This is a genomic window from Dietzia sp. NPDC055343, from assembly GCF_053645265.1.
In genome coordinates this window covers 24106-48849 of record NZ_JBSHMJ010000010.1, presented here as the reverse complement: position 1 = coordinate 48849, position 24744 = coordinate 24106, and the positions used below count along the sequence as shown (strand labels likewise).

Here is a 24744-nt window from a genome sequence, read left to right as displayed (position 1 = left end):
GTCCCCTGGCTCATCGAACACACTTTGCTTCCCCGACGAGAGGACCACCGTAGTGCTGCGCACCCATTCCGCCGGCCAGCTCCGAGCCGCCGATGCAGGGGCCACCGTCACCTTGGCCGGGTGGGTGGCGCGCCGCCGGGACCACGGCGGGGTGATCTTCGTCGATCTCCGCGACTCCTCCGGCGTCTGCCAGGTGGTCTTCCGATCCGAGGAGGTCGCCGAGCGGGCCCATCGTCTCCGCAACGAGTTCTGTGTCGCCGTCACCGGCGTGGTGGATCGTCGCCCGGAGGGCTCGGAGAACCCCAACCTCGACTCCGGTGAGATCGAGATCGACGTGACCTCGTTCGAGGTCCTCGGCGAGGCCGCCCCGCTCCCGTTCCAGCTCGATGACGAGGTGGGGGAGGAGGCGCGCCTGCGTCACCGTTACCTCGATCTACGCCGCGAGGGCCCGGGTGCCGCGTTGCGTCTGCGCTCGAAGGTCAACTCCGCGGCCCGTGGTGTCATGGCGCGGCATGACTTCGTCGAGATCGAGACCCCGACCCTGACGCGGTCCACTCCCGAGGGCGCCCGCGACTTCCTGGTTCCCGCACGCCTGCAGCCGGGCACCTTCTACGCGCTCCCGCAGTCTCCGCAGTTGTTCAAGCAGCTCCTCATGGTGGCCGGGATGGAGAAGTACTACCAGCTGGCCCGCTGCTACCGCGACGAGGATTTCCGCGCGGACCGGCAGCCTGAGTTCACCCAGCTCGACGTCGAGATGAGCTTTGTCGACCAGGACGATGTGATCGCCTTGGCCGAGGAGATCCTCACGGCCGTGTGGGCGACCGCGGGCTACGAGATCTCGACCCCTATTCCCCGTATGACCTATGAGGAGGCGATGCGTCGTTACGGCTCGGACAAGCCGGACCTGCGTTTCGAGATCGAGCTCGTCGAATGCACCGAGTTCTTCGCGGACACCCCGTTCCGGGTCTTCAAGGCACCGTATGTCGGCGCCGTCGTGATGAAGGGCGGGGCGTCGCAGCCGCGTCGTCAGCTGGACGCCTGGCAGGAGTGGGCCAAGCAGCGCGGAGCCAAGGGCCTCGCGTACATCCTCGTGGGTGAGGACGGCGAGCTCGGCGGCCCCGTGGCCAAGAACCTCTCGGACTCGGAGCGTGCCGGTATCGCCGCGCACGTCGGGGCGGAGCCGGGAGACTGCATCTTCTTCGGCGCCGGTCCGGTCAAGACCACGCGGGCCCTTCTGGGCGCGGCGCGTGGCGAGATCGCCGACAAGCTCGGTCTGATCGACCCCACCAGGTGGGCCTTCACCTGGGTGGTCGACGCCCCGATGTTCGAGCCGGCCGACGACGCCACCGCTGCCGGCGACGTGGCCGTTGGCTCCGGCGCCTGGACGGCGGTGCACCACGCGTTCACCTCGCCCAAGCCCGAGCACCTCGACACCTTCGACACGGATCCGGGATCAGCTCTCGCCTACGCCTACGACATCGTGTGTAACGGCAACGAGATCGGCGGTGGCTCGATCCGCATCCACCGTAAGGACATCCAGGAGCGGGTGTTCGGCGTCATGGGCATCACGCAGGAGGAGGCGCAGGAGAAGTTCGGCTTCCTCCTGGACGCCTTCTCCTACGGCGCCCCGCCGCACGGCGGCATCGCGTTCGGTTGGGACCGCATCTGCGCTCTGCTCGCCGGCACCGATTCGATCCGCGACGTGATCGCGTTCCCGAAGTCGGGCGGCGGGATCGACCCGCTCACCGATGCGCCGGCCGAGATCACCACCCAGCAACGCAAGGAGTCGGGGATCGACGCCAGGCCCGCGTCGCGGGGTCAGCAGGCTCAGGCTCCCGTCGAATCCTGACCAGGCAGCCTGGAAACGAACCGCCCGCCACCCGGTCGCCCCGGGTGGCGGGCGGTTCGTCGTCTACCGCGGGATTCGGGCGGCCTCGCTGCTATCAGAGGTCGAAGGCCTCGACCGCCGGGGAGCCGTCCATGTCGTCGTGGCTCAGACCGAAGAGGTGGGCGACCGTCGGGGCCACGTCGCGGGTGGTGACCGGGCGGTCTATCACCTGGCCGTGGCGCACCATCCGGTGGCCACCGCTGATGAAGAACGGGATCGGCAACGTCACCTCGTGACCGTGGTTGCCGGGGATCGGGTTGGACAGCGGCGTCGGGTCGGAGAAGCGCCAACCCGGGTGGCAGGTGGCGACCAGGTCTCCGGCGCGGTCGCCGAGACGCAGATCGGCGGGGTCGTACAGGCTCTTGACGCCCGGGATCCCGGCGACCACCTGCCGGAGTCGGGCCAGCGCGGCGTCGCGCTCGGCCGGGTCGCCGAGGAACGTGAAGGTGTCGGCGCCCCCGTTCTGGGCGATCCCGAAGCGTCCACGCAGCGCCGGGTCGGCATCGAGTGCGCCCTGGGCGCTGATGACGTTCTCCGGCACCGACCAGTCCATGGAATGGTCGGCCAGGACCATGATCACCGAACGCTCCCAGCGTCCGGTGTCCCGCAGGAAGCGCTCGAACTGGTAGAGCTTGTGGTCGGAGTTCCACACGGCCTGGTTCCGCGCGGCGCGGAGGGAGTAACCGGTGAGGTCCATGTGCCCGAACCGGTCCATGTCGCCGAGGTTGACGAACGTGAACCGTGGGTTGTGGTCGGTCACCGTCCGCTTGAGCGCCTCGACCGTGAACTCGTCCAACGAGTGATCGGTGATGGGCACCAGCGGGAAGGGTGCCCACTGCACAGAGGCCCGGCCGGAGAAGATGCCGTGCAGGTAGTCCTTGCTCAGCACGCTCGCGGTCGTCAGGCCCGCCTCGACCCGGACCCGCTCCAGAACGGTCGGGTAGGTGATGTCATCGACCCGGTCCATCGTCCGGTCCTCACCGGCCGCGTGGTCCCAGATGCTGTTGGAGGGCACGCCGTTGCGCTCAGGGAAGACCCCGGTCATCATCGCGGCGTGGTTCGGGAGCGTCTCTGCGATCATGTGGGCCTGCGCCGAGGTGTATCGCGTGCCGTGCTCGGCCCACCGGTTCAGCGTGGGCGCCTGGGCGGGGTTGAGTTCGCCCGGGTTCATCCCGTCGGTGACGATCACGTACAGGTCCAGGTCGTCGGCCACCGGGCGAGTGGGTCGGGCCCACGCCTTCACCGGCGTACCGAGGACGGTCGCACCGACCGCGGCGAGCAACCCGGCACCGCCTGCGGCGAGGGCGGTTCGCCGCGTGATGGTCGTGAGGTCCCGGGGGGAATGGTGACGATCGATCTGGCACATGGTCTCGCCGCTGGCTTTCCTGTCACTGGTGAACATGGGGTCACCGATCCGATGCTCCAGTCAAGCGCATAGGCGTCATCTGCGGAAGCGTTCCGCCCGATAGTTGGACCAACGTTCACCTGTCGGGCACGTGGACGCGGCGTGTCGGAGCGGCCCGGTAACCTGACCGTGTGACTGACGAGGCCGGATTGTTCGCCACGCCCGGGTCGCCCGGAGCGGCCGGGACGGGTTCCGGCTCCCCGCTCAGCGGGGGGCGGGTCGTCGACCCCTCGGCACCGCTGGCCGTCCGCATGCGGCCACGTGCGCTCGAGGAGGTCATCGGTCAGGACCACCTGCTGCGGGACAACTCGCCGCTTCGACGCCTGGTCGAGGGCCGCGGTGGCTCGTCGGTGATCCTGTACGGCCCGCCGGGCACCGGTAAGACGACTCTGGCGAACCTGGTCGCGAGCACGTCGGGTCGGCATTTCGTGGCGTTGTCAGCGCTGAGCGCCGGGGTCAAGGACGTCCGTGCGGTGATCGACGACGCCCGGACCCGCCAGATCCACGGTCAACGCACCGTCCTGTTCATCGACGAGGTGCACCGGTTCTCCAAGAGTCAGCAGGACGCGCTCCTGGCCGCCGTGGAGAACGGGATCGTTCTACTGGTGGCCGCGACCACGGAGAACCCCCACTTCTCGGTGATCGCCCCGTTGCTCAGTCGATCGCTCATCGCAGAGCTCCGGGGACTCGACGACGAGGGGGTGCAGACCGTACTGCGTCGCGCGGTGGCGGACGAGCGAGGTCTGGGCGGGCAGGTAAACGTCACGGACGAGGCGGTCGCTGACATCGTCCGCCTCGCCGGAGGGGACGCCCGTCGTAGTCTGACGATCCTCGAGGCCGCCGCCGGCGCCGCGGAGGACGGTTCGGTGACGCCGGAGATCGTGGAGCTGAGCCTGGATTCGGCCCCAGTGCGATACGACCGCGACGGTGACCAGCATTACGACGTCACGAGCGCGTTCATCAAGTCCATCCGCGGGTCCGACGCGGATGCCGCGCTGCACTATCTCGCCCGCATGCTGGTCGCCGGCGAGGATCCCCGTTTCATCGCCCGCCGATTGATGGTGCACGCGAGCGAGGACATCGGGATGGCCGATCCCACGGCGTTGTTGGCAGCCACCGCGGCCGCGGAGATCGTCCAGAAGGTCGGCCTGCCCGAGTGCCGCCTGGCCCTGGCCCAGGCGACGGTTCACCTCGCGACGGCGCCCAAGTCCAATGCGATCATCTCCGCGATCGATGCCGCGATGTCCGACGTGCGGGCGGGGGGAGTGGGTGAGGTTCCCAAGCACCTGCGGGACGGGCACTATGCGGGCGCGAAGGGCCTGGGCAACGGGGTGGGGTACCGGTATGCACACGATGCACCGGCCGGTGTCGCCACGCAGCAGTATCCGCCCGACGAACTGGTGGGCAGGGACTATTACGCGCCGAGCGGTCACGGCCATGAGCGTGAACTCGCGGCCCGCCTGGCCAGGCTGCGTTCGATCACCCGGGGCGGGTCGTAGGGCCGAGAAGCCGGGCGCACACGGCTTTGCCGGCCGCGGCACCGGGCATCTCGGTCGTTCTCGGCGTCAGCGGTAGTCTGGGGAGTCGACCGATACGTCCTTTCGTAGACCCCAGCGAGGCTTCCCAGTGCAGACCCATGAGATCCGGCGCCGTTTTCTCGACCATTTCGTCAAGGCCGGACATACCGAGGTCCCCAGTGCGTCGCTGGTGCTCGACGATCCCAATCTGCTGTTCGTGAACGCGGGCATGGTCCCGTTCAAGCCGTACTTCCTCGGGCAGGAGACCCCCGCCTACGCCACGGCGACATCCATCCAGAAGTGTGTGCGCACCCTCGACATCGAGGAGGTCGGCATCACCACGCGTCACAACACGTTCTTCCAGATGGCCGGCAACTTCTCCTTCGGTGACTACTTCAAGGAGGGGGCGATCCGCCACGCGTGGTCGCTGCTCACCACGCCCGTCGACGAGGGCGGGTTCGGGATCGATCCGGCTCTGCTGTGGGTCACCGTCTATCTCGACGACGACGAGGCCTTCGGTATCTGGCGTGATGTGATCGGTCTGACGGAGGCCCGGATCCAGCGTCGTGGGATGGCGGACAACTACTGGTCGATGGGCGTCCCGGGCCCCTGCGGTCCCTGCTCGGAGATCTTCTACGACCGCGGGCCGGCGTACGGGGTCGAGGGCGGCCCGGAGGCGGACGAGGACCGGTACATCGAGATCTGGAACCTCGTGTTCATGCAGAACGAGCGCGGCGAGGGCACCGGCAAGGACGCGTTCGAGATCCTCGGGCCGTTGCCCAAGCAGAATATCGACACCGGCATGGGCGTGGAGCGCGTCGCGTTCCTTCTCCAGGGGGTGGAGAACGTCTACGAGACCGACCTGCTGCGCCCGGTGATCGACACCGCCGAGCGCCTGTCGGGCGCGAGGTATGGCGTGGACGGCGCCGCGGACGTGCGGTTCCGTGTGATCGCCGATCACGCGCGCACCGCGTACATGCTGATCTCCGACGGGGTCACGCCGGGCAACGAGGGCCGCGGGTACATCCTCCGCCGGCTGCTTCGTCGCATCGTGCGCTCTGTCCGCCTGCTCGGGGCGTCCACGGAGACGATGGCCGAGTTCATGGCGACCGTCCGTGACGCCATCGGCCCCTCGTTCCCGGAGACGATCGCGGGCTATGACCGCATCGAGCGGATCGCAGTGGCCGAGGAGGCGGCGTTCCTCAAGACTCTCGAGTCCGGCACCCAGTTGTTCGAGCGCGCGGCGGAGGACGCCCGCGGTTCCGGCGCCGCGGTCCTCTCGGGAAGCCAGGCATTCGCCCTGCACGACACCCACGGATTCCCGATCGACCTCACGCTGGAGATGGCGGCCGAGGCGGGCCTCGAGGTGGACGAGGACGGATTCCGGTCACTCATGGCCGAGCAGCGTGCCCGGGCCAAGGCAGATTCGCGGGCCAAGAAGCATGCGCACGCGGACCTGTCGGTGTATCGGGACTTCCTCGACGCCGGGGAGACCGTCTTCACCGGGTTCACGGACCTGTCCGACGAGGCGACGCTGCTGGGCATCGTCTCCAGGGGCGTCTCCGTGCCGGTGGCGAGCGAGGGCGACGAGGTCGAGTTCCTGCTCGACCGCACCCCGTTCTATGCGGAGTCGGGCGGGCAGATCGGCGACCGCGGGCTCATCTCGACCGCCGGTTTCCAGATGCGCGTCGACGATGTGCAGAAGATCGGTAAGAAGCTCTGGGTTCACAAGGGCGTCGTGACCGCCGGACAGGCCGAGGCGGGGCAGCTCGTCACCGCCGCGGTCGATCGGGACTGGCGCAAGGGCGCCACCCAGGGCCATTCGGCCACCCACCTCGTCCACGCCGCGCTGCGCCAGATCCTCGGGCCGGAGGCCGTGCAGGCGGGCTCGCTGAACAAGCCCGGGTACATGCGGTTCGACTTCAACTGGAGCGGCTCGATTCCCTCCGACGTCCTCGCGCAGGTCGAGGAGGTCACCAACACCGCCGTCGATGCGGACTACACCGTCAACACGGTGGAGACCTCGCTGGACGAGGCCAAGCGGATGGGTGCGATGGCCCTGTTCGGGGAGAACTACGGGTCTCAGGTCCGGGTCGTCGAGATCGGCGGGCCGTTCTCGATGGAGCTGTGTGGTGGAACCCACGTGGCGAACTCGGCGCAGATCGGCCCGGTGAGCCTGCTCGGTGAGTCATCCGTCGGCTCCGGCATCCGTCGCGTCGAGGCCTTCGTCGGTATGGACGCCTACCGCCACCAGGCGAAGGAGCGGGCGCTCGTGTCCGGGCTCGCCGCGTCGCTCAAGGCTCCCACCGACGAGGTGCCGGATCGCGTGGCGGCGCTGGCCGCGAGACTGCGTGAGGCCGAGAAGTCGCTGGATGCGCTGCGTGCCGCCCAGCTCACCGCCCAGGCCGCGGGCCTCGCCGCCGCTGCGGAGGATCTGGGCGGGGTCCGCTTCCTCGCCCATAACGCGCCGGGGGCCGCTGCCGGCGATCTCCGGACGCTCGCTTCCGACCTCAAGGGTCGACTCGGCTCCGAGCCCGCCGTCGTGTTGCTCACGGCTCCGGGCGAGGGGAAGGTGCCGTTCGTCATCGCCGTCACCAAGACCGCGCAGGAGCGGGGTCTCAAGGCCGGCGACCTGGTCAAGGCCATCGCCCCGGCGATCGGGGCCCGCGGCGGAGGAAAGCCCGACATGGCCCAGGGCGCGGGTACTGATCCGACCGGGATCGACGCTGCGGTGGCGGCGCTGCGCACCGCTGTACAGGACGCCGTGTGAGTGCCGCCGGCCACGGCCCGGTCGGCGGGAGCGACGTCACGCCGGCGGCGGGATGGACGCGGGGTCGCCGGGTGGGTCTCGACGTGGGGACCGCCCGGATCGGGGTCGCCTCGTGCGACCCCGACGGGATCCTCGCCACTCCTGTAGAGACGATCCGGGTCGTCGACGGGGACCCGGGCTGGGGGGCGGAGATCCGCCGTCTGTCCGACCTCGTCGAGGAGTACGACGCGGTCGGGGTGGTGGTCGGACTACCGACCTCGCTGAAGGGGCGGGAGACCGCCTCCACCGCGATGGCCCGCTCGTTCGTGGCTGCTCTGTCCACGTCGTCCCCGGGGCTGCCGGTGGAGTTCGTGGACGAGAGGCTCACCACGGTGACCGCGGGGGCCGCGCTCCATGGAGCCGGCCGAAACACCAGGAAACAGCGCGATGTCATCGATCAGGCGGCGGCCGTGGTCCTGCTCCAGGCCTGGATCGAGTCGCGGCGCGCCCGAGGGTGATCGGCGCGTCGCACCTGCGGGCTGGATAAACTCGCCGCCGAGCACGATGCTGTCCGCGGGACAGCTCCCTCTAATCCCTGACCGAGGAGCATGATGTCTGCGGCACGAGGACGACCACGCACGGGGGGTACCACCCGGTTCCTCCTCCTGGCGGCCGTGATCGGAGTGGTCCTGGCATTCGGGTTCATGGCATTCCGCAATATCAACAACCAGACCGGTGCGGCTCCGGACTTCGACGGCTCGGGCACCGGGAACGCCTTGTTGCATGTCGAGGCCGGCGATTCACTGGGCATGGTGGGTGACCGCCTCTACGACGTCGGCGCCATCGCGAGCACGCGGGCATTCACCGCCGCGGCCACCGGGACGCCTGTAGAGGGCATACAGCCGGGCTACTACCAGGTGCAGCAGAAGATGAGTGCCGCCGCCGCGGTGGAGGCGTTGTCGGATCCGGAGAACCGTGTCGGATTCATCGACGTCAAGCCCGGTGGCCGTCTTCTTGACACCGTCGTCGTCGGTGGTGGTACGGAGAAGGGGATATACACCCTGATCGCGGACGCGACGTGTACCCGTGACCTCGATTCGCCGGACAGCGAGCCCGCCTGCCGACAGCCGCAGGAGATCGTGGACGCCGCGGTCCAGATCGACCCCGCTGCGCTGGGGGTCCCGGCCTGGGCGATCAACGAGGTCCAGGCGGCTCCCGATCCGGTACGTCGCCTCGAGGGACTGGTGTCGCCCGGCGTGCACAACATCGATCCGCACGGCGAACCCGCGGAGATCCTCCGGCAGCTGATCGAGTCCTCCACGGCGTCCTACGACGCCACCGGCCTGACTCCGTCCGCCGAGAGGATCGGTCTGACGCCGTACCAGTTGCTGACCTCGGCCTCGCTCGTCGAGAAGGAGGGCACTCTCCAGGACTTCGACAAGGTGGCGCGGGTCATCCTCAACCGTCTGGCCGAGCCGATGCAGCTCCAGTTCGACTCGACGGTGAACTATGCGCTCGCCGATCAGGAGATCGCCACGACCGACGACGACCGCGCGGCGGCCACGCCCTGGAACACCTACGCGATGGACGGGCTGCCGTACGGCCCCATCGGCTCGCCGGGCCTCGATGCGCTGCGTGCGATGGAGAACCCGGCCGAAGGTGCCTGGCTCTACTTCGTCACGGTCGACATGCAGGGCACGACCAGGTTCGCCGACGACTACCCGGAGCACGAACGCAACCAGAGTGAGGCCATCGCGAACGGGGTCCTGGCAAGTGGGCGCTGAGCTGCCGCCCGACGTCATCGGGGCGGGCGGCGGCCCGGTCGCGCCGGGGGGGCCGCGGTCTGCAGCGGTCCTCGGCCACCCCGTGGATCATTCTCTGTCACCGGTCCTGCACGGAGCGGCCTACCGCGCCCTCGGATTGGCGGGCTGGACGTACGAGCGAATCGATTGCGACGAGGCGATGCTCCCTGCCGTCGTCGACGACTCACCCGGTCATCGGATCGGCTACTCGGTCACCATGCCGGGGAAGTTCGCGGCGCTGGAATACGCCTCGGCGGTGAGCGAACGCGCTCGGATCGTGGGGAGCGCCAATACGCTCGTCCGGCGGGACGGCGGCTGGTTCGCCGACTGCACGGACGTCGACGGCGTGACGGGCGCGCTCGCCGCGTTCGGTGACCTGCCCGCCTCGCCGTCGGCGGTCGTTCTCGGGGTGGGCGGGACCGCACGGCCGGTCCTGGCGGGCCTGGCCGCCATGGGTGCCAACCGGGTGGTCCTGGCCTCACGCCGGGACAATTCCGGCCCCGCCGCCGACTGTGGGCGCGAACTCGGGTTGGAGGTGACCACGGTTCTCCTCCGCGACGCGTCGCTGCCCGCGGCCATCGCGGACGCCGACGTCCTGGTCAACACTGTTCCCGAGCCGGGCGTCAGGGAGATCGTCGATCTGGTCTCCCGTTCGCATCGACTGTTCGACGTGCTGTACGACCCGTGGCCCACCGCCGCCGGCGCCGTTGCCGCCGCAGCCGGGATCCCGGTGGTGGGCGGGGACGTGATGCTGCTCAATCAGGCCTTCGGTCAGGTCGAACTGTTTACCGGGCTGCCCGCACCTCGAGACCAGATGGCCGCCGCTCTCGCGGAGGCACTCGGCCGGTGAGGCCCCTCCGGCGGGCCTGATGTGCCTGGGCACACGAGGTCATGGGATGATCGGCGACGTGCTGAAGTGGACCACCGCCGGAGAATCCCATGGCCAGGCCCTCGTGGCGATCATCGAGGGCGTCATCGCCGACGTGGAGGTGACGAGCGAGGAGATCGCTGCGCAGCTTGCGCGGCGTCGTCTCGGGTACGGCCGTGGCGCGCGGATGAAATTCGAGGCCGACGCGGTGCGCGTCCTCGGCGGTGTGCGACACGGTCGCACGATGGGCTCGCCCATCGCGATCGAGGTCGGAAACACCGAATGGCCGAAGTGGGAGCAGATCATGTCCGCCGACCCGGTCGATCCCGAGTCGATCGATGACAAGGCGCGGGCAGCGCTCCTGACCCGTCCGCGTCCCGGCCACGCCGATTTCTCCGGAATGCTCAAGTACGACTTCGACGACGCCCGGATGGTTCTCGAGCGCGCCAGCGCCCGGGAGACCGCGGCCCGTGTCGCCGCCGGCACGGTGGCGCGCGCGGTACTGCGCGACGTGCTGGGCGTCGAGGTGCTCTCCCACGTGATCTCGATCGGCGCCTCGGATCCCTACGTCGGTGCCGAGCCCGGTTTCTCCGACCTCGAGGCGATCGACGCGAGCCCCGTGCGGGCGTTCGGCGCTGCGGCGGGGGAGTCGATGATCTCCGAGATCGAGGCGGCCAAGAAGGCCGGTGACACGCTCGGCGGTGTCGTCGAGGTGGTGGTCCACGGTCTACCCATCGGCCTTGGATCCCATGTGTCGGGGGAGGAGCGCCTGGACGCCCAACTCGCCGGTGCGCTCATGGGCATCCAGGCGATCAAGGGCGTCGAGGTCGGTGACGGCTTCGAGACCGCCCGTCGCCGCGGAAGTGTCGCCCACGATGAGATGGACCGGGGCGCCGGCGGCGTCGAGCGTCGCAGCAACCGTGCCGGTGGTCTCGAGGGCGGCATGACCAACGGGCAGGCGCTGCGGGTGCGCGCCGCCATGAAGCCGATCTCCACTGTTCCGCGCGCGCTGAGCACCGTGGATATGGCGGACGGATCCGCTGCGACCGCGATTCACCAGCGTTCCGACGTCTGCGCCGTCCCGGCCGCAGGTGTGGTCGCCGAGTCGATGGTGGCGCTGGTGCTTGCCCGTTCCGTGCTCCAGAAGTTCGGTGGCGATTCGCTCGGCGAGACCCGCCGGAACGTCGAGGGGTATCGTGCCGCGGTGGCCGAGCGTCTGAACTGGACGACGGACCAGGCATGAGCGTCCCGGCACGACCGGTCGCCGTGCTCGTGGGGCCGCCCGGTGCCGGCAAGACGACCATCGGACGGAAGCTGGCACGCCGCCTCGACGTCCCCTTCCGCGACGCCGATCACCTGATCGAGGACGCGGAGGGCCGCTCCATCCCCGATATCTTCGCGACCTGCGGGGAGCCGGAGTTCCGTCGCATCGAGGAGCGCGTCATCGGCGAGACTCTCGAATCATTCGACGGCGTCCTGTCCCTCGGCGGTGGCGCGGTGCTCTCCGAGGCGACGCGACATCGGCTGAGGGGCCTGAAGGTGGTGCACCTGACCATCGGTGTGGCCGAGGGCGTCCGGCGATCGCGTGGGCCGGGCCGGCCGCTTCTCGCGGGTGGCGACGCGACCGCTCGCTACCAGGCGCTGCTCACGGAGCGCTCACCCCTGTACCGCGAGGTCGCGTGGACCACGGTCAGCTCGGAGCGCCGTAGTTCCGGCAAGGTGGTGGCGGACATCGTCGACAGACTCGAGTCCGGTGACCCGCATCCGAGGCGGAGAAGCCGGCAACCGTGACCGTGCGCCCGGCCATTCCCCCTAGCCTGGGCGTGGGGCCCGGGTGGAGCATCGGGAACGGGCCGGGTCGGCGAACTGTCCGGAGGGCGACGGCCCGGGACCGCCGGGGCCCACATATTCACCTTGAGACGAGCCGGAGACGGCGACAAGCGACGAGCGGGAGCTGCAGATGAACCACGAATCGAACACCAACGAGCCCGTAGTCGTGGAGGTGCGTTCGGAGTCCCCGTACCCGGTCGTCATCGGGCGTGGCCTGCTCCCCGAGATCATCGAGGCCTGTTCCGCGTCTCGGACGGTCGCGATCTTCTACCAGCCCCCGCTGGCACAGACCGCCGAGGCGGTCCGCGAGAAGCTCGAGGAGGCGGGCGTCAACGCACACCGCATCGAGATCCCCGACGCCGAGGCGGGCAAGGATCTCGCCGTGGCGGGGTTCTGTTGGGACGTGTTGGGGCAGATCGGGGTGAACCGGAAGGACACCATCGTCAGCCTGGGCGGCGGCGCAGCCACCGATCTCGCCGGGTTCGTCGCCGCCACCTGGATGCGTGGCGTGCGCGTCATCCACATCCCCACCACGCTCCTGGCGATGGTGGACGCGGCTGTCGGAGGAAAGACCGGCATCAACACCGACGCCGGGAAGAACCTCGTGGGCAGCTTCCACGAGCCGGCTGCGGTCTTCATCGACACCGCGACGTTGGAGACCGTTCCGCGCAACGAGTTGATCTCGGGAATGGCCGAGGTCGTCAAGTGCGGCTTCATCGCGGACCCCGAGATCCTCGATCTCATCGAGGCGGACCCCGAGGCCGCACTAGACCCGGGCGGCGAGATCATCGTCGACCTCATCCGCCGCAGCGTCCAGGTCAAGGCGGACGTAGTCGGCCAGGATCTGAAGGAATCCGGGCTCCGCGAGATCCTCAACTACGGGCACACCCTGGGCCATGCCGTGGAGCGGCGCGAGCAGTACCGGTGGCGGCACGGTGGCGCGATCAGCGTCGGGATGTGCTTCGTGGCCGAACTGGCCCGACTGGCCGGGCGGCTGGACGATGCGACGGCGGATCGCCACAGGTCGATCCTGTCCTCGATCGGTCTGCCGACCGGCTATGACGAGGACGCGTTCCCGCGCCTTCTCGAACTGATGGCCGGAGACAAGAAGAACCACTCCGGCTTCCTCCGACTGGTCGTTCTCGACGGGCTGGCGCGGCCCTCACGTATGGAGGCACCGGACCCCACGCTGATGACCGCCGCCTACGCCGCCATTTCAGAGGGCCGGAAGCCGAGCGGCGGGGGGATCCTGCTGTGACCGGGCGGTTCGCGGACCGGAGGGAGGCGGTCGGAGCAGCACTGGTGGACACCGGTGCCACCGCTCTGTTGGTCACCGATCCACGCAACATCGCCTATCTGACCGGTTTCCGAGGTTCGGGCGGGGCGGTCCTGGTCGAGACCGACGGGGGGGCGGTGCTGTGCACGGATTCGCGGTACGAACTGCAGGTCGTGGAACAGGCCCCGGATGTCGGACACGTGATCTCGCGCGAGTACGTGAGCGGTGTGCTCGGCCGTCGCCGGGGTCCGGCTGATGCACCGCTCGCGGTGGAGGCGGACGAGCTGACCCTGACGGCGGCTTCCGCGCTGCGGCGGGCGATGGCGGACGTCGGCGCCCCCGACACCGGGGTGATCGAGACCAGTGGCGTGGTCGAGCAGGTCCGTCGGCGAAAGGACGACTCCGAGGTCGCCCTCATCGAACGAGCCTGTGGTGTCGTTGATGACGCCTGGACGCACCTGCTGACCAGCGGCGCGATCGCAGCCGGTCGGAGCGAACGCGACGTGGCGGCCGACCTCGAGCACGCCATGCGCCGCGCGGGTTCCGACGGCGTCGCGTTCGAGACGATCGTGGCGAGTGGCCCCAACGGCGCGCACCCGCACCATGTCCCCGGAGACCGTCTGCTCGCCGACGGCGAACTCGTGGTGATCGACTTCGGCGCGATGGTCGGGGGATATTCGTCTGACTGCACGAGGACCGTGGCATTGGGACAGGCACCGGGCCGACTCGTCGACGCCTATGCCGTCGTACTGGAGGCGCAACTCGCCGGTGTGGCGGCCGTCCGGCCGGGGATCGCCTGCTCGGATCTGGACGCGGTCAGCCGCGGCATCATCGACTCCGCGGGCTACGGCGGTTACTTCGGTCACTCCCTGGGGCACGGTGTGGGGTTGGACGTGCATGAAGCGCCCGCTGTGTCCAGCAGGTCCACGAGTACACTGTCCGACGGCGATGTGATCACCATCGAGCCCGGAATCTACCTTCCGGACCTCGGCGGGATCCGAATCGAGGACACCGTGGCCGTCAGCGGCGGTGGCGGCAGGTCCCTGACGACTACCTCGAAGGCCTTCAGCGTTCTCTGAGGGCCAGATCCACGACTATCCGCGAGGCAGCTCTCCCGGCCGCCCGCGGACGACTTTCGAAGGAGTACCCACCATGGCGTCCACCGCCGACTTCAAGAACGGTCTCGTCCTCAAAGAGGAGGGCCAGCTGTGGCAGATCGTCGAGTTCCAGCACGTCAAGCCCGGCAAGGGCCCGGCGTTCGTGCGGACCAAGATGAAGAACGTGGTCTCCGGCAAGAACATCGACAAGACGTTCAGCGCCGGCGTGAAGGTGGAGACCGCCACCGTCGACCGCCGGGACATGACTTTTCTGTACCGCGATGGTGAGGACTACGTCCTCATGGACGAGCAGGACTTCGAGCAGATCAACGTCTCGCCGGTCGTGATGGGGGACGGCGCGCGCTTCCTGCTCGAGAACACCAGCGTCCAGGTCTCGATGCACGAGGGCCTGCCGCTGTTCGCCGAGATGCCGGTCGCGGTCGACCTGGTCGTCCAGCACACCGATCCGGGCCTGCAGGGTGACAGGTCGACCGGCGGCACCAAGCCGGCGACCCTCGAGACCGGTGCCGAGGTCCAGGTTCCGCTGTTCATCAACACCGGCGACAAGCTGCGCATCGACACCCGTGACGGCCACTACCTCAGCCGGGTGAACGACTGATCATGGCGGAAGAGGTCGATCACCGGAGCCGGGGGTCCCGGTACCGGGCGCGCAGGCGTGCCGTCTCGCTCCTGTTCGAGGCGGAGCTGCGCGATGCCGATGTCGTCGAACTCGCTGAGGAGCGTCGCCGGATGGGCGAGGACTCCCAGGAGTTCCACGATGTCGCACCATTCACCATGGAGATCGTGGCAGGCGTCGCCGAGCGCCTGGACCGGCTCGATTCGATGATCTCCGAGCACCTACGTGAGTGGACGCTCGAGCGTCTGCCCGCGGTGGACCGTGCCGTGCTCCGTGCAGGCGCATGGGAGCTGCTGTTCGGGACCGAGCAGGTCGAATCGGCCATCGTGATCGATCAGTCGGTTCTGCTCGTGTCGGATCTGTCGGCTGAGAAGTCGGTGCCGTACGTCAATGCCGTCCTGGACCGGATCGCCGGCCTCGCCGAGCACATCCGGGCTGCCGAGCAGGCGGTCTCGGTGCTGGGGTCATCGTCGGGTGCGGCGTCGGCGTCGGCGTCCGAGTCGGTCGGGTCGGCAGAGTCGGCAGAGGATACTGCGGAAGCGGATACCGAGGTGTCGAAGGACGTGTCGGAGGCCACTTCCACCGAGCCGGGAGCGGGGACCGCGGACTGATAGAGTTCGGTATCGAAAACTATCCCTTTAACGAGCCGTCCAGTGAGGCGGACAAGGAGGTGGTGATCGGTGAGCGCTGAAGGTTCGGATACGAACGCGAACTCGGTGTCACTCTTCACGTCCGAAGACGTGGCCAGGACGGTGTCCCGCCTGGCCCATCAGATCATTGAACGTACCGCCGCGGACTCCCCGGATGCGGGCTCCGTCGTCCTGCTCGGCATTCCCACGCGCGGCGTTCCACTGTCCGCCCGGCTGGCGGATCGAATCCGCGAGTTCAGCGGAGTCGCCGTCCATGCGGGATCGATCGACGTCACGTTGTACCGCGACGATCTGGCCGGCGGTCCGCACAGGCCGATGAACCCGACCAGGGTTCCCGCCGAGGGCATCGATGGCGCGACCGTCATCCTCGTCGACGATGTCCTGTTCTCTGGGCGGACGATCCGCGCGGCCTTCGACGCGCTGCGGGATCTCGGCCGCCCCGCCCGCGTCCAGCTGGCCGTGCTGGTCGACCGGGGCCACCGCGAACTACCCATCCGGGCGGACTACGTAGGCAAGAACGTCCCCACGTCGCGGGAGGAGGGCGTGTCGGTGCAGTTGAGCGAGATCGACGGGGCCGACGCGGTGGTACTCCGGCGCCCCGTCCCGGAGGAGAACCGATGAAGCACCTGCTCTCCGCCGCCGAGCTAGACCGGGACACGGCGCTGTCGATCCTCGACGAAGCCGGCAGGCTCAAAGAGACGCTCCTCGGCCGCGAGGTGCGCAAGCTTCCGACCCTGCGCGGGAAGACCGTGCTCACGGTGTTCTACGAAAATTCCACCCGGACGCGCGTCTCGTTCGAGACCGCCGGCAAGTGGATGAGCGCCGACGTCATCAACGTGTCGGCAAGTGCCTCCTCTGTGCAGAAGGGCGAATCACTGCGCGATACCGCCCTGACCCTCACGGCGATCGGCGCCGACGCACTGATCGTGCGGCACCCGGCCTCCGGATCGTCCACGCAGATCGCACGATGGGTGTCTCCGGGCGGCGTCGGGCCGTCGGTGATCAACGCCGGTGACGGGATGCACGAGCATCCGACCCAGGCTCTCCTCGATGCGATGACCCTCCGGGAGCGGATGGGGGGCATCGAGGGCCGTCGGGTCGTGATCGTCGGGGACATCCTCCACTCTCGCGTGGCCCGCTCCAACGCACTGCTCCTGTCAACTCTCGGCGCCGAGGTGGTCCTCGTCGCCCCGCCGACCCTGCTGCCCGTGGGCGTGGACGGCTGGCCCGTCCGCGCGTCCACCGATCTGGACGTCGAACTCGCCGGTGCAGACGCGGTGATGATGCTCCGGGTCCAGGCCGAGCGGATGAACGGCGGGTTCTTCCCGTCCGCCCGCGAGTACGCGGTGCGCTACGGGCTGGGACCCGCTCGCGCCGCTCGGCTGGGCGAGGATGTCGTGGTCCTGCACCCCGGGCCGATGGTCAGGGGGATGGAGATCGGCTTCGATGTGGCTGATGCCCCGTCCTCGGCGATCCTCCAGCAGGTGACCAACGGCGTCCACCTCCGCATGTCTGTTCTCCTCCACACTCTCGTCGGAATGGAAGGAACCACCGAGTGACCGTCCCCGAATCCCCGACCCTGCTGTTGCGTCGGGTCCGTCCCTACGGCGAGGGGGACCCCGTAGACGTCCTCATCCGGGACGGACACATCGCGGCGCTCGGGCCCGGCGCCGGCGAGGGGCCCCCCGCCGACGCGGAGGTCCACGATCTCGACGGCGCGGTCCTCCTCCCGGGTTTCGTCGATCTGCACACGCACCTGCGCGAGCCGGGCCGCGAGGACACCGAGACCATCGCCTCGGGTTCCGCGGCCGCAGCACTGGGCGGCTACACCGCCGTCTTCGCGATGGCCAACACTCAGCCACCTCAGGACAACCAGACGGTCACCGACTCCGTGTGGCGGATCGGGCGCGAGGTCGGATTGTGCGACGTCCATCCCGTCGGAGCGGTCACCGTCGGACTCAAGGGCGAGCAGCTCACAGAGATGGGGCAGATGGCCGACGGTGCGGCGAAGGTCAAGATCTTCTCGGACGACGGCATGTGCGTATACGACCCGCTGGTGATGCGTCGGGCCCTCGAGTATTCGGCCGGGCTCGGTGTCCTCATAGCCCAGCATGCCGAGGAGCCGCGGCTCACCCGTGGCGCCGTCGCACATGAGGGCCCGACCGCGGCTCGCCTCGGTCTCACCGGCTGGCCCCGGTCCGCCGAGGAATCCATCGTCGCCCGTGACGCGATTCTGGCGCGGGACGCCGGCGCGCGCGTGCACATCTGTCACGCGTCGACAACCGGGACGGTGGAACTGCTCGCGTGGGCGAAATCCCAGGGGATCTCGATCACCGCCGAGGTCACCCCCCATCATCTACTGCTGGACGACTCGCGGCTGGAGACCTACGACGGCGTCTACCGGGTCAACCCCCCGCTTCGCGAGGCACACGATGCCCGCGCGCTCCGCGAGGCGCTGGTTTCCGGGGTCATCGACTGCGTCGCGACCGATCACGCACCCCACGCAGCACAGGAGAAGTGCTGTGAGTTCGCCGCGGCCCGCCCGGGAATGCTGGGCCTCGAGACCGCGCTCCCGATCGTCGCCGCACTTCTGATCGACACCGGCGACATGACCTGGCGTGATCTCGCCCGCGTCATGAGCGTCCGGCCCGCCGAGATCGCCGGTCTGACCGACCAGGGGCGACCGATCGAGGTGGGGGAGCCCGCAAACCTCGCCGTCGTCGACCCCGATTCCTCCTGGACGGTGATCGGCGAGGACCTCGCCAGCCTGTCCGCCAATACCCCCTACGAGGGGATGACATTCGCGGCGAGGGTGGTGGGCACCGTCTACCACGGGCGCATGACCAGCCGCGACGGGAAGGTACTCGCATGAACCAGGACTTCTGGACAGCGCTCGTGATGATCGTCCTGCTGCTCCTCCTGATCGGCCTGATGACGCTGGGATGGCGCAACCGCAGCCGGTCACAGGCGGGCCTGTTCGACTCGCTACCGCAGCCCCCCGCCGATCCCGGCGCCGTGGTGCTGGGACCGCTGACCGGCGTCTACGTCGGCAGCACGGTGGCCGGGGACTGGCAGGCCAGGATCGCGCGCCCACCGCTCGGGCACCGTTCGGCCGCGACCCTCACGGCATACACCGACGGGCTTCTCCTCGAACTCGCCACCGACGTGGTGTGGATTCCCCGCGCCGACCTGATCGGCGTGCGCCGGACCTCCGCGCTGGCGAACAAGACCGTCCCCGGCGGAGGCATCCTCGCCGCCCGGTGGCAGGTCACCGCACCAGGAGGACGCACGGTCATCGACTCGGGATTCCGGGCCGACGACAAAGACAGCTATCCGCGCTGGGAGGCGCTCCGCGGTGACGCCGCGCCCTCCGACCGGACCGACACCCCGACCTCCACCACCGAGGAGAAGCAGTGACATCGCAGAACAACACGCCCGCGAAGCCAGGAGCACGCGAGCCCGCCGCGCTCGTCCTCGAGGACGGTCGCATCCATCGCGGCACCGCCTTCGGCGCTCGCGGCACCACGCTCGGCGAGGCTGTCTTCACCACGGCGATGTCCGGCTACCAGGAGACGATGACGGACCCGTCGTACTGCCGGCAGATCGTCGTGACGACCGCACCCCAGATCGGTAACACCGGCTGGAACGACGAGGACGGCGAGTCGCTCCTCGACGGCGAGGACCGAGGCGGTCGGATCTGGGTGTCCGGCCTGGTCGTCCGCGATCTATCGCGACGCGCCTCGAACTTCCGCGCGGAGCGCACCCTCGAGGACGAGATGATCGCCCAGGAGATCATCGGCGTCGCCGACATCGACACCCGCGCGGTCGTACGACACATCCGCGACCGGGGCGCCATGAAGGCCGGCATCTTCTCGGGTGAGGACCTGGCCGATGACGAGTCGATGGTCGCGACCGTGCGTGCGCAGGAATCCATGGCCGGGGCGTCCCTCTCTGACGAGGTCACCACGGAGAACGCGTATGTAGTGGAGCCGGCCGAGGGCGAGGCACGCTACTCGGTTGCCGCGCTGGATCTGGGAATCAAGTCCAACACCCCGCGGATGCTCGCCGAGCGCGGTGTGCGGGTCCATGTCATCCCCGCCTCGTCGACGCTGGCGGATGTGCTCGACCTGGACGTCGACGGCGTGTTCCTGTCGAACGGGCCCGGCGACCCCGCGACCGCCGACGCCGCGGTGCACCTGACCAAAGAGGTCCTGAGCCAGGGCATCCCGTTCTTCGGCATCTGCTTCGGTAACCAGATCCTCGGCCGCGCACTGGGCCTGGAGACCTACAAGATGCGCTTCGGCCACCGGGGAACCAACATCCCGGTGATCGAGAAAGCCACCGGCAACGTGGCGATCACCTCGCAGAACCATGGTTTCGCGCTCCGTGCACCCGAGTCCGAGACCTGGCAGACGCCGTGGGGATCGGCGAAGGTGACGCACATCTGCGCCAACGACGGGACCGTCGAGGGCGTCGCTCTCGCCGACGGCAGTGCGTTCTCCGTCCAGTACCACCCCGAGGCCGCGGCCGGCCCACGTGACGCCGCCAACCTCTTCGACCGCTTCGTCGACCTGCTCGGTTCGTCCGTCGCCGGGTCCGCAGACACCAGAAAGGGCGCCCTCTGATGCCCCGCCGCACAGACATCAACCACGTCCTCGTCATCGGCTCCGGCCCGATCGTCATCGGGCAGGCGTGCGAGTTCGACTACTCGGGCACACAGGCCTGCCGTGTCCTGCGCTCCGAGGGCCTGCGGGTCACGCTGGTCAACTCGAACCCGGCCACGATCATGACCGACCCGGAGTTCGCCGACGCCACGTACGTCGAGCCGATCACCCCCGAGTACATCGACAAGATCTTCACCAAGGAAGCGGCCGAGGGGCACCCCGTCGACGCCGTCCTGGCGACGCTCGGCGGTCAGACGGCCCTCAACGCCGCGATGCAGCTCGATGCGCAGGGGATCCTCGCCAAGCACGACGTCGAGCTCATCGGCGCCGACATCCCGGCCATCAACCGGGGCGAGGACCGTCAGATGTTCAAGGACATCGTCGCCGGCGTCGGTGGGGAGTCCGCCCGCAGCGCGGTCTGCCACACCATGGAGGAGGTCCACGCGACCGTCGCCGAGCTCGGACTGCCGGTCGTCGTGCGTCCGTCCTTCACCATGGGCGGCCTCGGTTCGGGCCTCGCCTACACCATGGACGACCTCGAGCGGATCGCCGGCGGCGGCCTCGCGGCCTCGCCGACCGCGAACGTCCTCATCGAGGAGTCGATCCTCGGGTGGAAGGAGTTCGAGCTCGAGCTCATGCGCGACAACAAGGACAACGTCGTCGTGATCTGCTCGATCGAGAACGTGGACGCGCTGGGTGTCCACACCGGTGACTCGGTGACCGTCGCGCCGTCGATGACGCTCACCGACCGCGAGTTCCAGAACATGCGGGACATCGGTATCGACATCCTCCGCGCCGTCGGCGTGGACACCGGCGGGTGCAACATCCAGTTCGCGATCAACCCGGTGGACGGCCGTCTCGTGGTGATCGAGATGAATCCGCGTGTGTCCCGCTCGTCGGCACTGGCCTCCAAGGCCACGGGATTCCCCATCGCGAAGATCGCGGCGCGCCTCGCCATCGGCTACTCGCTGGATGAGATCACCAACGACATCACGGGCGAGACTCCTGCGAGCTTCGAGCCCACCCTCGACTACGTCGTGGTGAAGGCACCGCGCTTCGCGTTCGAGAAGTTCCCCGGAGCCGACGACACGCTGACCACCACGATGAAGTCGGTCGGCGAGGCCATGAGCCTGGGACGCAACTACCGCGAGGCGCTGGGGAAGGTCATGCGCTCGCTCGAGACCAAGGCCGCCGGATTCTGGACCCTGACCGACGAAGCGATCGCCCCGGGTCGGTCCACGGACGTGGCGGCTGTTCTCGACGACCTGCGTCGCCCGACCGAGGGCCGCATGTACGACGTCGAGCTCGCGCTGCGCCTGGGTGCCACGGTCGAGCAGGTTTACGAGGCCTCGTCGATCGACCCGTGGTTCCTGTACGAGGTCGAGGAGCTCGTCGCCCTCCGCCGCGAGATCGTCGACGCCCCGGTCGTCGATGAGAGCCTTCTGCGCAGGGCCAAGCACAACGGCCTCTCCGATGCCCAGATCGCGGCGCTCCGTCCTGAGTTCGCCGGCGCCGAGGGGGTTCAGCGGCTGCGTCACCGGCTCGGGGTCCGACCGGTCTACAAGACGGTCGACACCTGTGCGGCCGAATTCGAGGCGAAGACGCCGTACCACTATTCGACCTACGAACTGGACCCGGCGGCCGAGTCCGAGGTGGCCCCGCAGACCGAGCGCGAGAAGGTCATCATCCTGGGCTCCGGCCCCAACCGGATCGGCCAGGGCATCGAGTTCGACTACTCGTGTGTCCACGCCGCGCTCACACTCTCCGAGGCCGGCTACGAGACGGTCATGGTCAACTGCAACCCGGAGACCGTCTCCACCGACTACGACACGGCCGACCGTCTGTACTTCGAGCCGCTGACGTTCGAGGACGTCATGGAGGTCTACCACGCTGAGTCGGAGTCCGGGACCGTGGCCGGCGTGCTCGTCCAGCTCGGCGGCCAGACGCCTCTGGGTCTCGCCGCGCAACTCGAGGACGCGGGCGTTCCGATCGTCGGGACCAGCCCGTCCGCCATCGACCTCGCCGAGGACCGCCGTGAATTCGGCGAGGTGCTCGTCAAGGCCGGCCTGCCGGCGCCCGCCTTCGGCACCGCCATCAACGCCGACGAGGCCACCGAGATCGCCGGGAACATCGGCTATCCGGTGCTCGTCCGTCCCTCGTACGTCCTCGGGGGACGTGGGATGGAGATCGTGTACGACGAGGACTCGCTCCGGTCCTACATCGATCGCGCCACCGAGATCAGCCCGGACCGTCCGGTCCTGGTCGACCGCTTCCTCGATGACGCGGTGGAGATCGACGTCGACGTGCTGTGCGACGGCACCGAGGTCTACCTGGGGGGCGTCATGGAGCACATCGAGGAGGCCGGGATCCACTCCGGCGACTCCGCGTGTGCGCTCCCGCCCATCACCCTGGGTCAGGACGACATCGACCGGGTTCGCCGCTCGAGCGAGGCACTCGCCTTCGGAATCGGCGTCAAGGGTCTGATGAACGTCCAGTACGCGATCAAGGACGACATCCTGTATGTCCTCGAGGCGAACCCGCGCGCCAGCCGCACGGTGCCGTTCGTGTCGAAGGCGACGGGTGTCCACCTGGCCAAGGCGTGCGCGCGCATCATGATGGGCGAGTCGATCGCCGACCTGCGTGCGGAAGGTCTGCTGCCCGCGGACCGCGACGGTGGCTCGCTGCCCTCCGACGCCCCTGTCGCGGTCAAGGAAGCGGTTCTGCCGTTCAACCGTTTCCGCACCCCGGAGGGGAACACCGTGGACTCCCTCCTCAGTCCTGAGATGAAGTCCACCGGCGAGGTCATGGGAATCGGCCCGGACTTCGCCGTGGCCTTCGCCAAGGGCCAGCTTTCCGCGGAGGGCGTCCTGCCGACGTCGGGCACGGTCTTCGTCTCCGTCGCCAACCGCGACAAGCGTTCGATGGTGTTCCCGGCCCAGCGCCTCGCGGCTCTCGGGTTCACCGTCCTGGCCACCGAGGGCACGGCTCTGATGCTCCGCCGATACGGGATCGCGTGCGAGACCGTCGCGAAGCTCACCGAGTCGGGCGCGGGACCGGTCGACGCCGACGGTGGGCCGGTTCGGACCATCGTCGATCGGATCAACGCGGACGAGGTCGACCTGATCCTGAACATCGCCTCGTCGACGGGCGGCACGCGCGCGGACGGTTACGAGATCCGTTCCGCTGCGATCTCACGCCGGGTCCCGTGCGTCACCACCGTTCAGGGTGCCACCGCCGCAGTGCACGGCATCGAGGCGATGCGTCAGGGCGACGTGGCGGTCAGCCCGTTGCAGCAGCTGCACTCGTGGTTCGCCACGCGATGACCGAAACCGACCCCCGGGCCTCGTTCGGTGCTCGCCTCCGGTCCGCAGTCGCCGACCGCGGGAACCTGTGCGTGGGAATCGATCCGCACCCGGCGCTGCTCGAGGCCTGGGGGTTGGGGGTGGGCCCAGCCGGCGTCGCCGAGTTCTCCCGACGCGCGCTGGAGGCATTCGGCGACCTCGTCCCCGCGATCAAGCCCCAGGTGGCGTTCTTCGAGGAGCACGGTTCCGCTGGTATCGCCGTGCTCGAGGAGGTGCTCTCCTCGATCACTACCGCGGGAGCCCTCTCCGTCGCCGACGCCAAGCGTGGCGACATCGGGTCCACCATGGCGGGATACGCCCGGGCGTGGCTCGCCGACGGATCACCGCTCGCGTGTGACGCGCTCACCGTGTCGCCCTATCTCGGCGTGGGGTCGTTGGATGCCGCGTTCGACGCCGCGGCCTCGACCGGGCGCGGGCTGTTCGTGCTGGCACGTACGTCCAATCCGGAGGCCGGCGGGCTCCAGGGTGCGGTGGGGACGGACGGCACCGTCGCGCAGTCGGTGGTCGACGAGATCGGGCGTCGGAACACCGGTGCGTTCCCGGATGACGTGGGTTCGTTCGGCGTCGTCGTGGGTGCGACCGTCGCGGACCCACCCGTCCTCGAGCGGCTCCGCGGCCCGGTTCTCATGCCGGGGGTGGGGGAGCAGGGGGGCACACTCGCGGACGTGCGACGGATCGCCGGCCCGGCACTGCCCGCCACCCTGGTGAACGTCTCCCGGCACGTCCTGCGGGCGGGCCCCGACGTCGGCGCGATGCGCGCTGTCGTCACGGATCTCTCGGGGCAGTTCAGCTTTGCCGACGCCCCCTGAGCACCGTTTTCCTCTCGGTACCCACCTCTCACAGCGGTAACGACCGCCGGGGCGTCGAGGAGATCATCGACTGCATTTTTCAGGCGTTTCGAGTCGCATCCACGAGCACGCAGGGCTAGTCTGCCTCTAACCTCAAAACGTCAAACCGCATGTCAGGCAGGGTTCCACACGGGACCCCGTGCGGGTGCAC

20 protein-coding genes are annotated in these 24744 nt (G+C 69.0%); 19 read left to right on the top strand and 1 reads right to left on the bottom strand.

Annotated elements, in window-relative coordinates; all coding sequences use genetic code 11:
* The first annotated feature begins 52 nt into the window (after nt 1-52).
* Nucleotides 53-1849, top strand: a complete 1797-nt coding sequence (gene aspS / locus ACWIE7_RS07010; protein WP_452098933.1) for an aspartate--tRNA ligase — start codon at nt 53-55, stop codon at nt 1847-1849.
* Nucleotides 1850-1943: 94 nt separating this feature from the next.
* On the opposite strand, the gene ACWIE7_RS07005 is transcribed toward aspS, so the two are convergent.
* Entirely contained in the window at nt 1944-3254 is a 1311-nt protein-coding gene (locus ACWIE7_RS07005) for an alkaline phosphatase family protein (RefSeq protein WP_452099063.1), read from the bottom strand.
* Between the two features lie 170 nt (nt 3255-3424).
* Here ACWIE7_RS07005 and ACWIE7_RS07000 point away from each other — a divergent pair, with 170 nt between their 5' ends.
* The 18 genes from ACWIE7_RS07000 (at nt 3425) to pyrF (ending at nt 24554) form a co-directional block, all read left to right on the top strand.
* Nucleotides 3425-4792 carry a replication-associated recombination protein A gene (locus tag ACWIE7_RS07000; RefSeq protein ID WP_454058449.1) on the top strand — a complete coding sequence of 456 codons (1368 nt, stop codon included), beginning with the start codon at nt 3425-3427 and terminating at the stop codon, nt 4790-4792.
* A gap of 127 nt (nt 4793-4919) precedes the next feature.
* On the top strand, nt 4920-7580 hold the full coding sequence (alaS, locus tag ACWIE7_RS06995) for an alanine--tRNA ligase (protein WP_454068865.1): 2661 nt from the start codon (nt 4920-4922) through the stop codon (nt 7578-7580).
* Nucleotides 7577-8077 (top strand): Holliday junction resolvase RuvX, encoded by a 501-nt coding sequence (gene ruvX / locus ACWIE7_RS06990; protein ID WP_295648208.1) that lies wholly within the window; start codon nt 7577-7579, stop codon nt 8075-8077. The genes alaS and ruvX overlap by 4 nt, the downstream gene beginning before the upstream one ends.
* Nucleotides 8078-8233: 156 nt before the next feature.
* A complete protein-coding gene (locus ACWIE7_RS06985; protein WP_454058447.1) occupies nt 8234-9343 on the top strand; it encodes an endolytic transglycosylase MltG in 1110 nt (369 codons plus the stop codon).
* A gap of 16 nt (nt 9344-9359) precedes the next feature.
* On the top strand, nt 9360-10211 hold the full coding sequence (locus ACWIE7_RS06980; RefSeq protein ID WP_452099062.1) for a shikimate dehydrogenase: 852 nt from the start codon (nt 9360-9362) through the stop codon (nt 10209-10211).
* Between the two features lie 46 nt (nt 10212-10257).
* Nucleotides 10258-11472 (top strand): chorismate synthase, encoded by a 1215-nt coding sequence (aroC, locus tag ACWIE7_RS06975; protein WP_452098928.1) that lies wholly within the window; start codon nt 10258-10260, stop codon nt 11470-11472.
* Entirely contained in the window at nt 11469-12020 is a 552-nt protein-coding gene (locus ACWIE7_RS06970) for a shikimate kinase (RefSeq protein WP_454068864.1), read from the top strand. Before aroC ends, ACWIE7_RS06970 begins: the two co-directional genes overlap by 4 nt.
* 169 nt (nt 12021-12189) lie before the next feature.
* The gene (gene aroB, locus ACWIE7_RS06965; protein WP_452098926.1) at nt 12190-13317 is read left to right on the top strand and encodes a 3-dehydroquinate synthase; all 1128 of its coding nucleotides are present in this window, start codon (nt 12190-12192) and stop codon (nt 13315-13317) included.
* Entirely contained in the window at nt 13314-14414 is a 1101-nt protein-coding gene (locus ACWIE7_RS06960; protein WP_452098925.1) for a M24 family metallopeptidase, read from the top strand. Before aroB ends, ACWIE7_RS06960 begins: the two co-directional genes overlap by 4 nt.
* Nucleotides 14415-14487: 73 nt before the next feature.
* Nucleotides 14488-15051 (top strand): elongation factor P, encoded by a 564-nt coding sequence (gene efp, locus ACWIE7_RS06955; RefSeq protein WP_230928871.1) that lies wholly within the window; start codon nt 14488-14490, stop codon nt 15049-15051.
* Between the two features lie 2 nt (nt 15052-15053).
* A complete protein-coding gene (gene nusB, locus ACWIE7_RS06950) occupies nt 15054-15680 on the top strand; it encodes a transcription antitermination factor NusB (RefSeq protein WP_454068863.1) in 627 nt (208 codons plus the stop codon).
* A 69-nt stretch (nt 15681-15749) separates the two neighbouring features.
* Nucleotides 15750-16340, top strand: coding sequence for a bifunctional pyr operon transcriptional regulator/uracil phosphoribosyltransferase PyrR (gene pyrR, locus ACWIE7_RS06945; RefSeq protein ID WP_452098923.1), 591 nt, complete (start codon nt 15750-15752; stop codon nt 16338-16340).
* Nucleotides 16337-17278 carry an aspartate carbamoyltransferase catalytic subunit gene (locus ACWIE7_RS06940; protein ID WP_454068862.1) on the top strand — a complete coding sequence of 314 codons (942 nt, stop codon included), beginning with the start codon at nt 16337-16339 and terminating at the stop codon, nt 17276-17278. The genes pyrR and ACWIE7_RS06940 overlap by 4 nt, the downstream gene beginning before the upstream one ends.
* Nucleotides 17275-18591, top strand: a complete 1317-nt coding sequence (locus ACWIE7_RS06935) for a dihydroorotase (protein WP_452098921.1) — start codon at nt 17275-17277, stop codon at nt 18589-18591. Before ACWIE7_RS06940 ends, ACWIE7_RS06935 begins: the two co-directional genes overlap by 4 nt.
* Nucleotides 18588-19136 (top strand): PH-like domain-containing protein, encoded by a 549-nt coding sequence (locus tag ACWIE7_RS06930; RefSeq protein WP_452098920.1) that lies wholly within the window; start codon nt 18588-18590, stop codon nt 19134-19136. Before ACWIE7_RS06935 ends, ACWIE7_RS06930 begins: the two co-directional genes overlap by 4 nt.
* Nucleotides 19133-20344, top strand: coding sequence for a glutamine-hydrolyzing carbamoyl-phosphate synthase small subunit (carA, locus tag ACWIE7_RS06925; RefSeq protein WP_452098919.1), 1212 nt, complete (start codon nt 19133-19135; stop codon nt 20342-20344). Before ACWIE7_RS06930 ends, carA begins: the two co-directional genes overlap by 4 nt.
* Nucleotides 20344-23706, top strand: coding sequence for a carbamoyl-phosphate synthase large subunit (carB, locus tag ACWIE7_RS06920; protein ID WP_454068861.1), 3363 nt, complete (start codon nt 20344-20346; stop codon nt 23704-23706). The genes carA and carB overlap by 1 nt, the downstream gene beginning before the upstream one ends.
* Complete coding sequence (gene pyrF / locus ACWIE7_RS06915) at nt 23703-24554, top strand: orotidine-5'-phosphate decarboxylase (protein WP_452098917.1); 852 nt, start codon at nt 23703-23705, stop codon at nt 24552-24554. Before carB ends, pyrF begins: the two co-directional genes overlap by 4 nt.
* Nucleotides 24555-24744 lie beyond the last annotated feature (190 nt).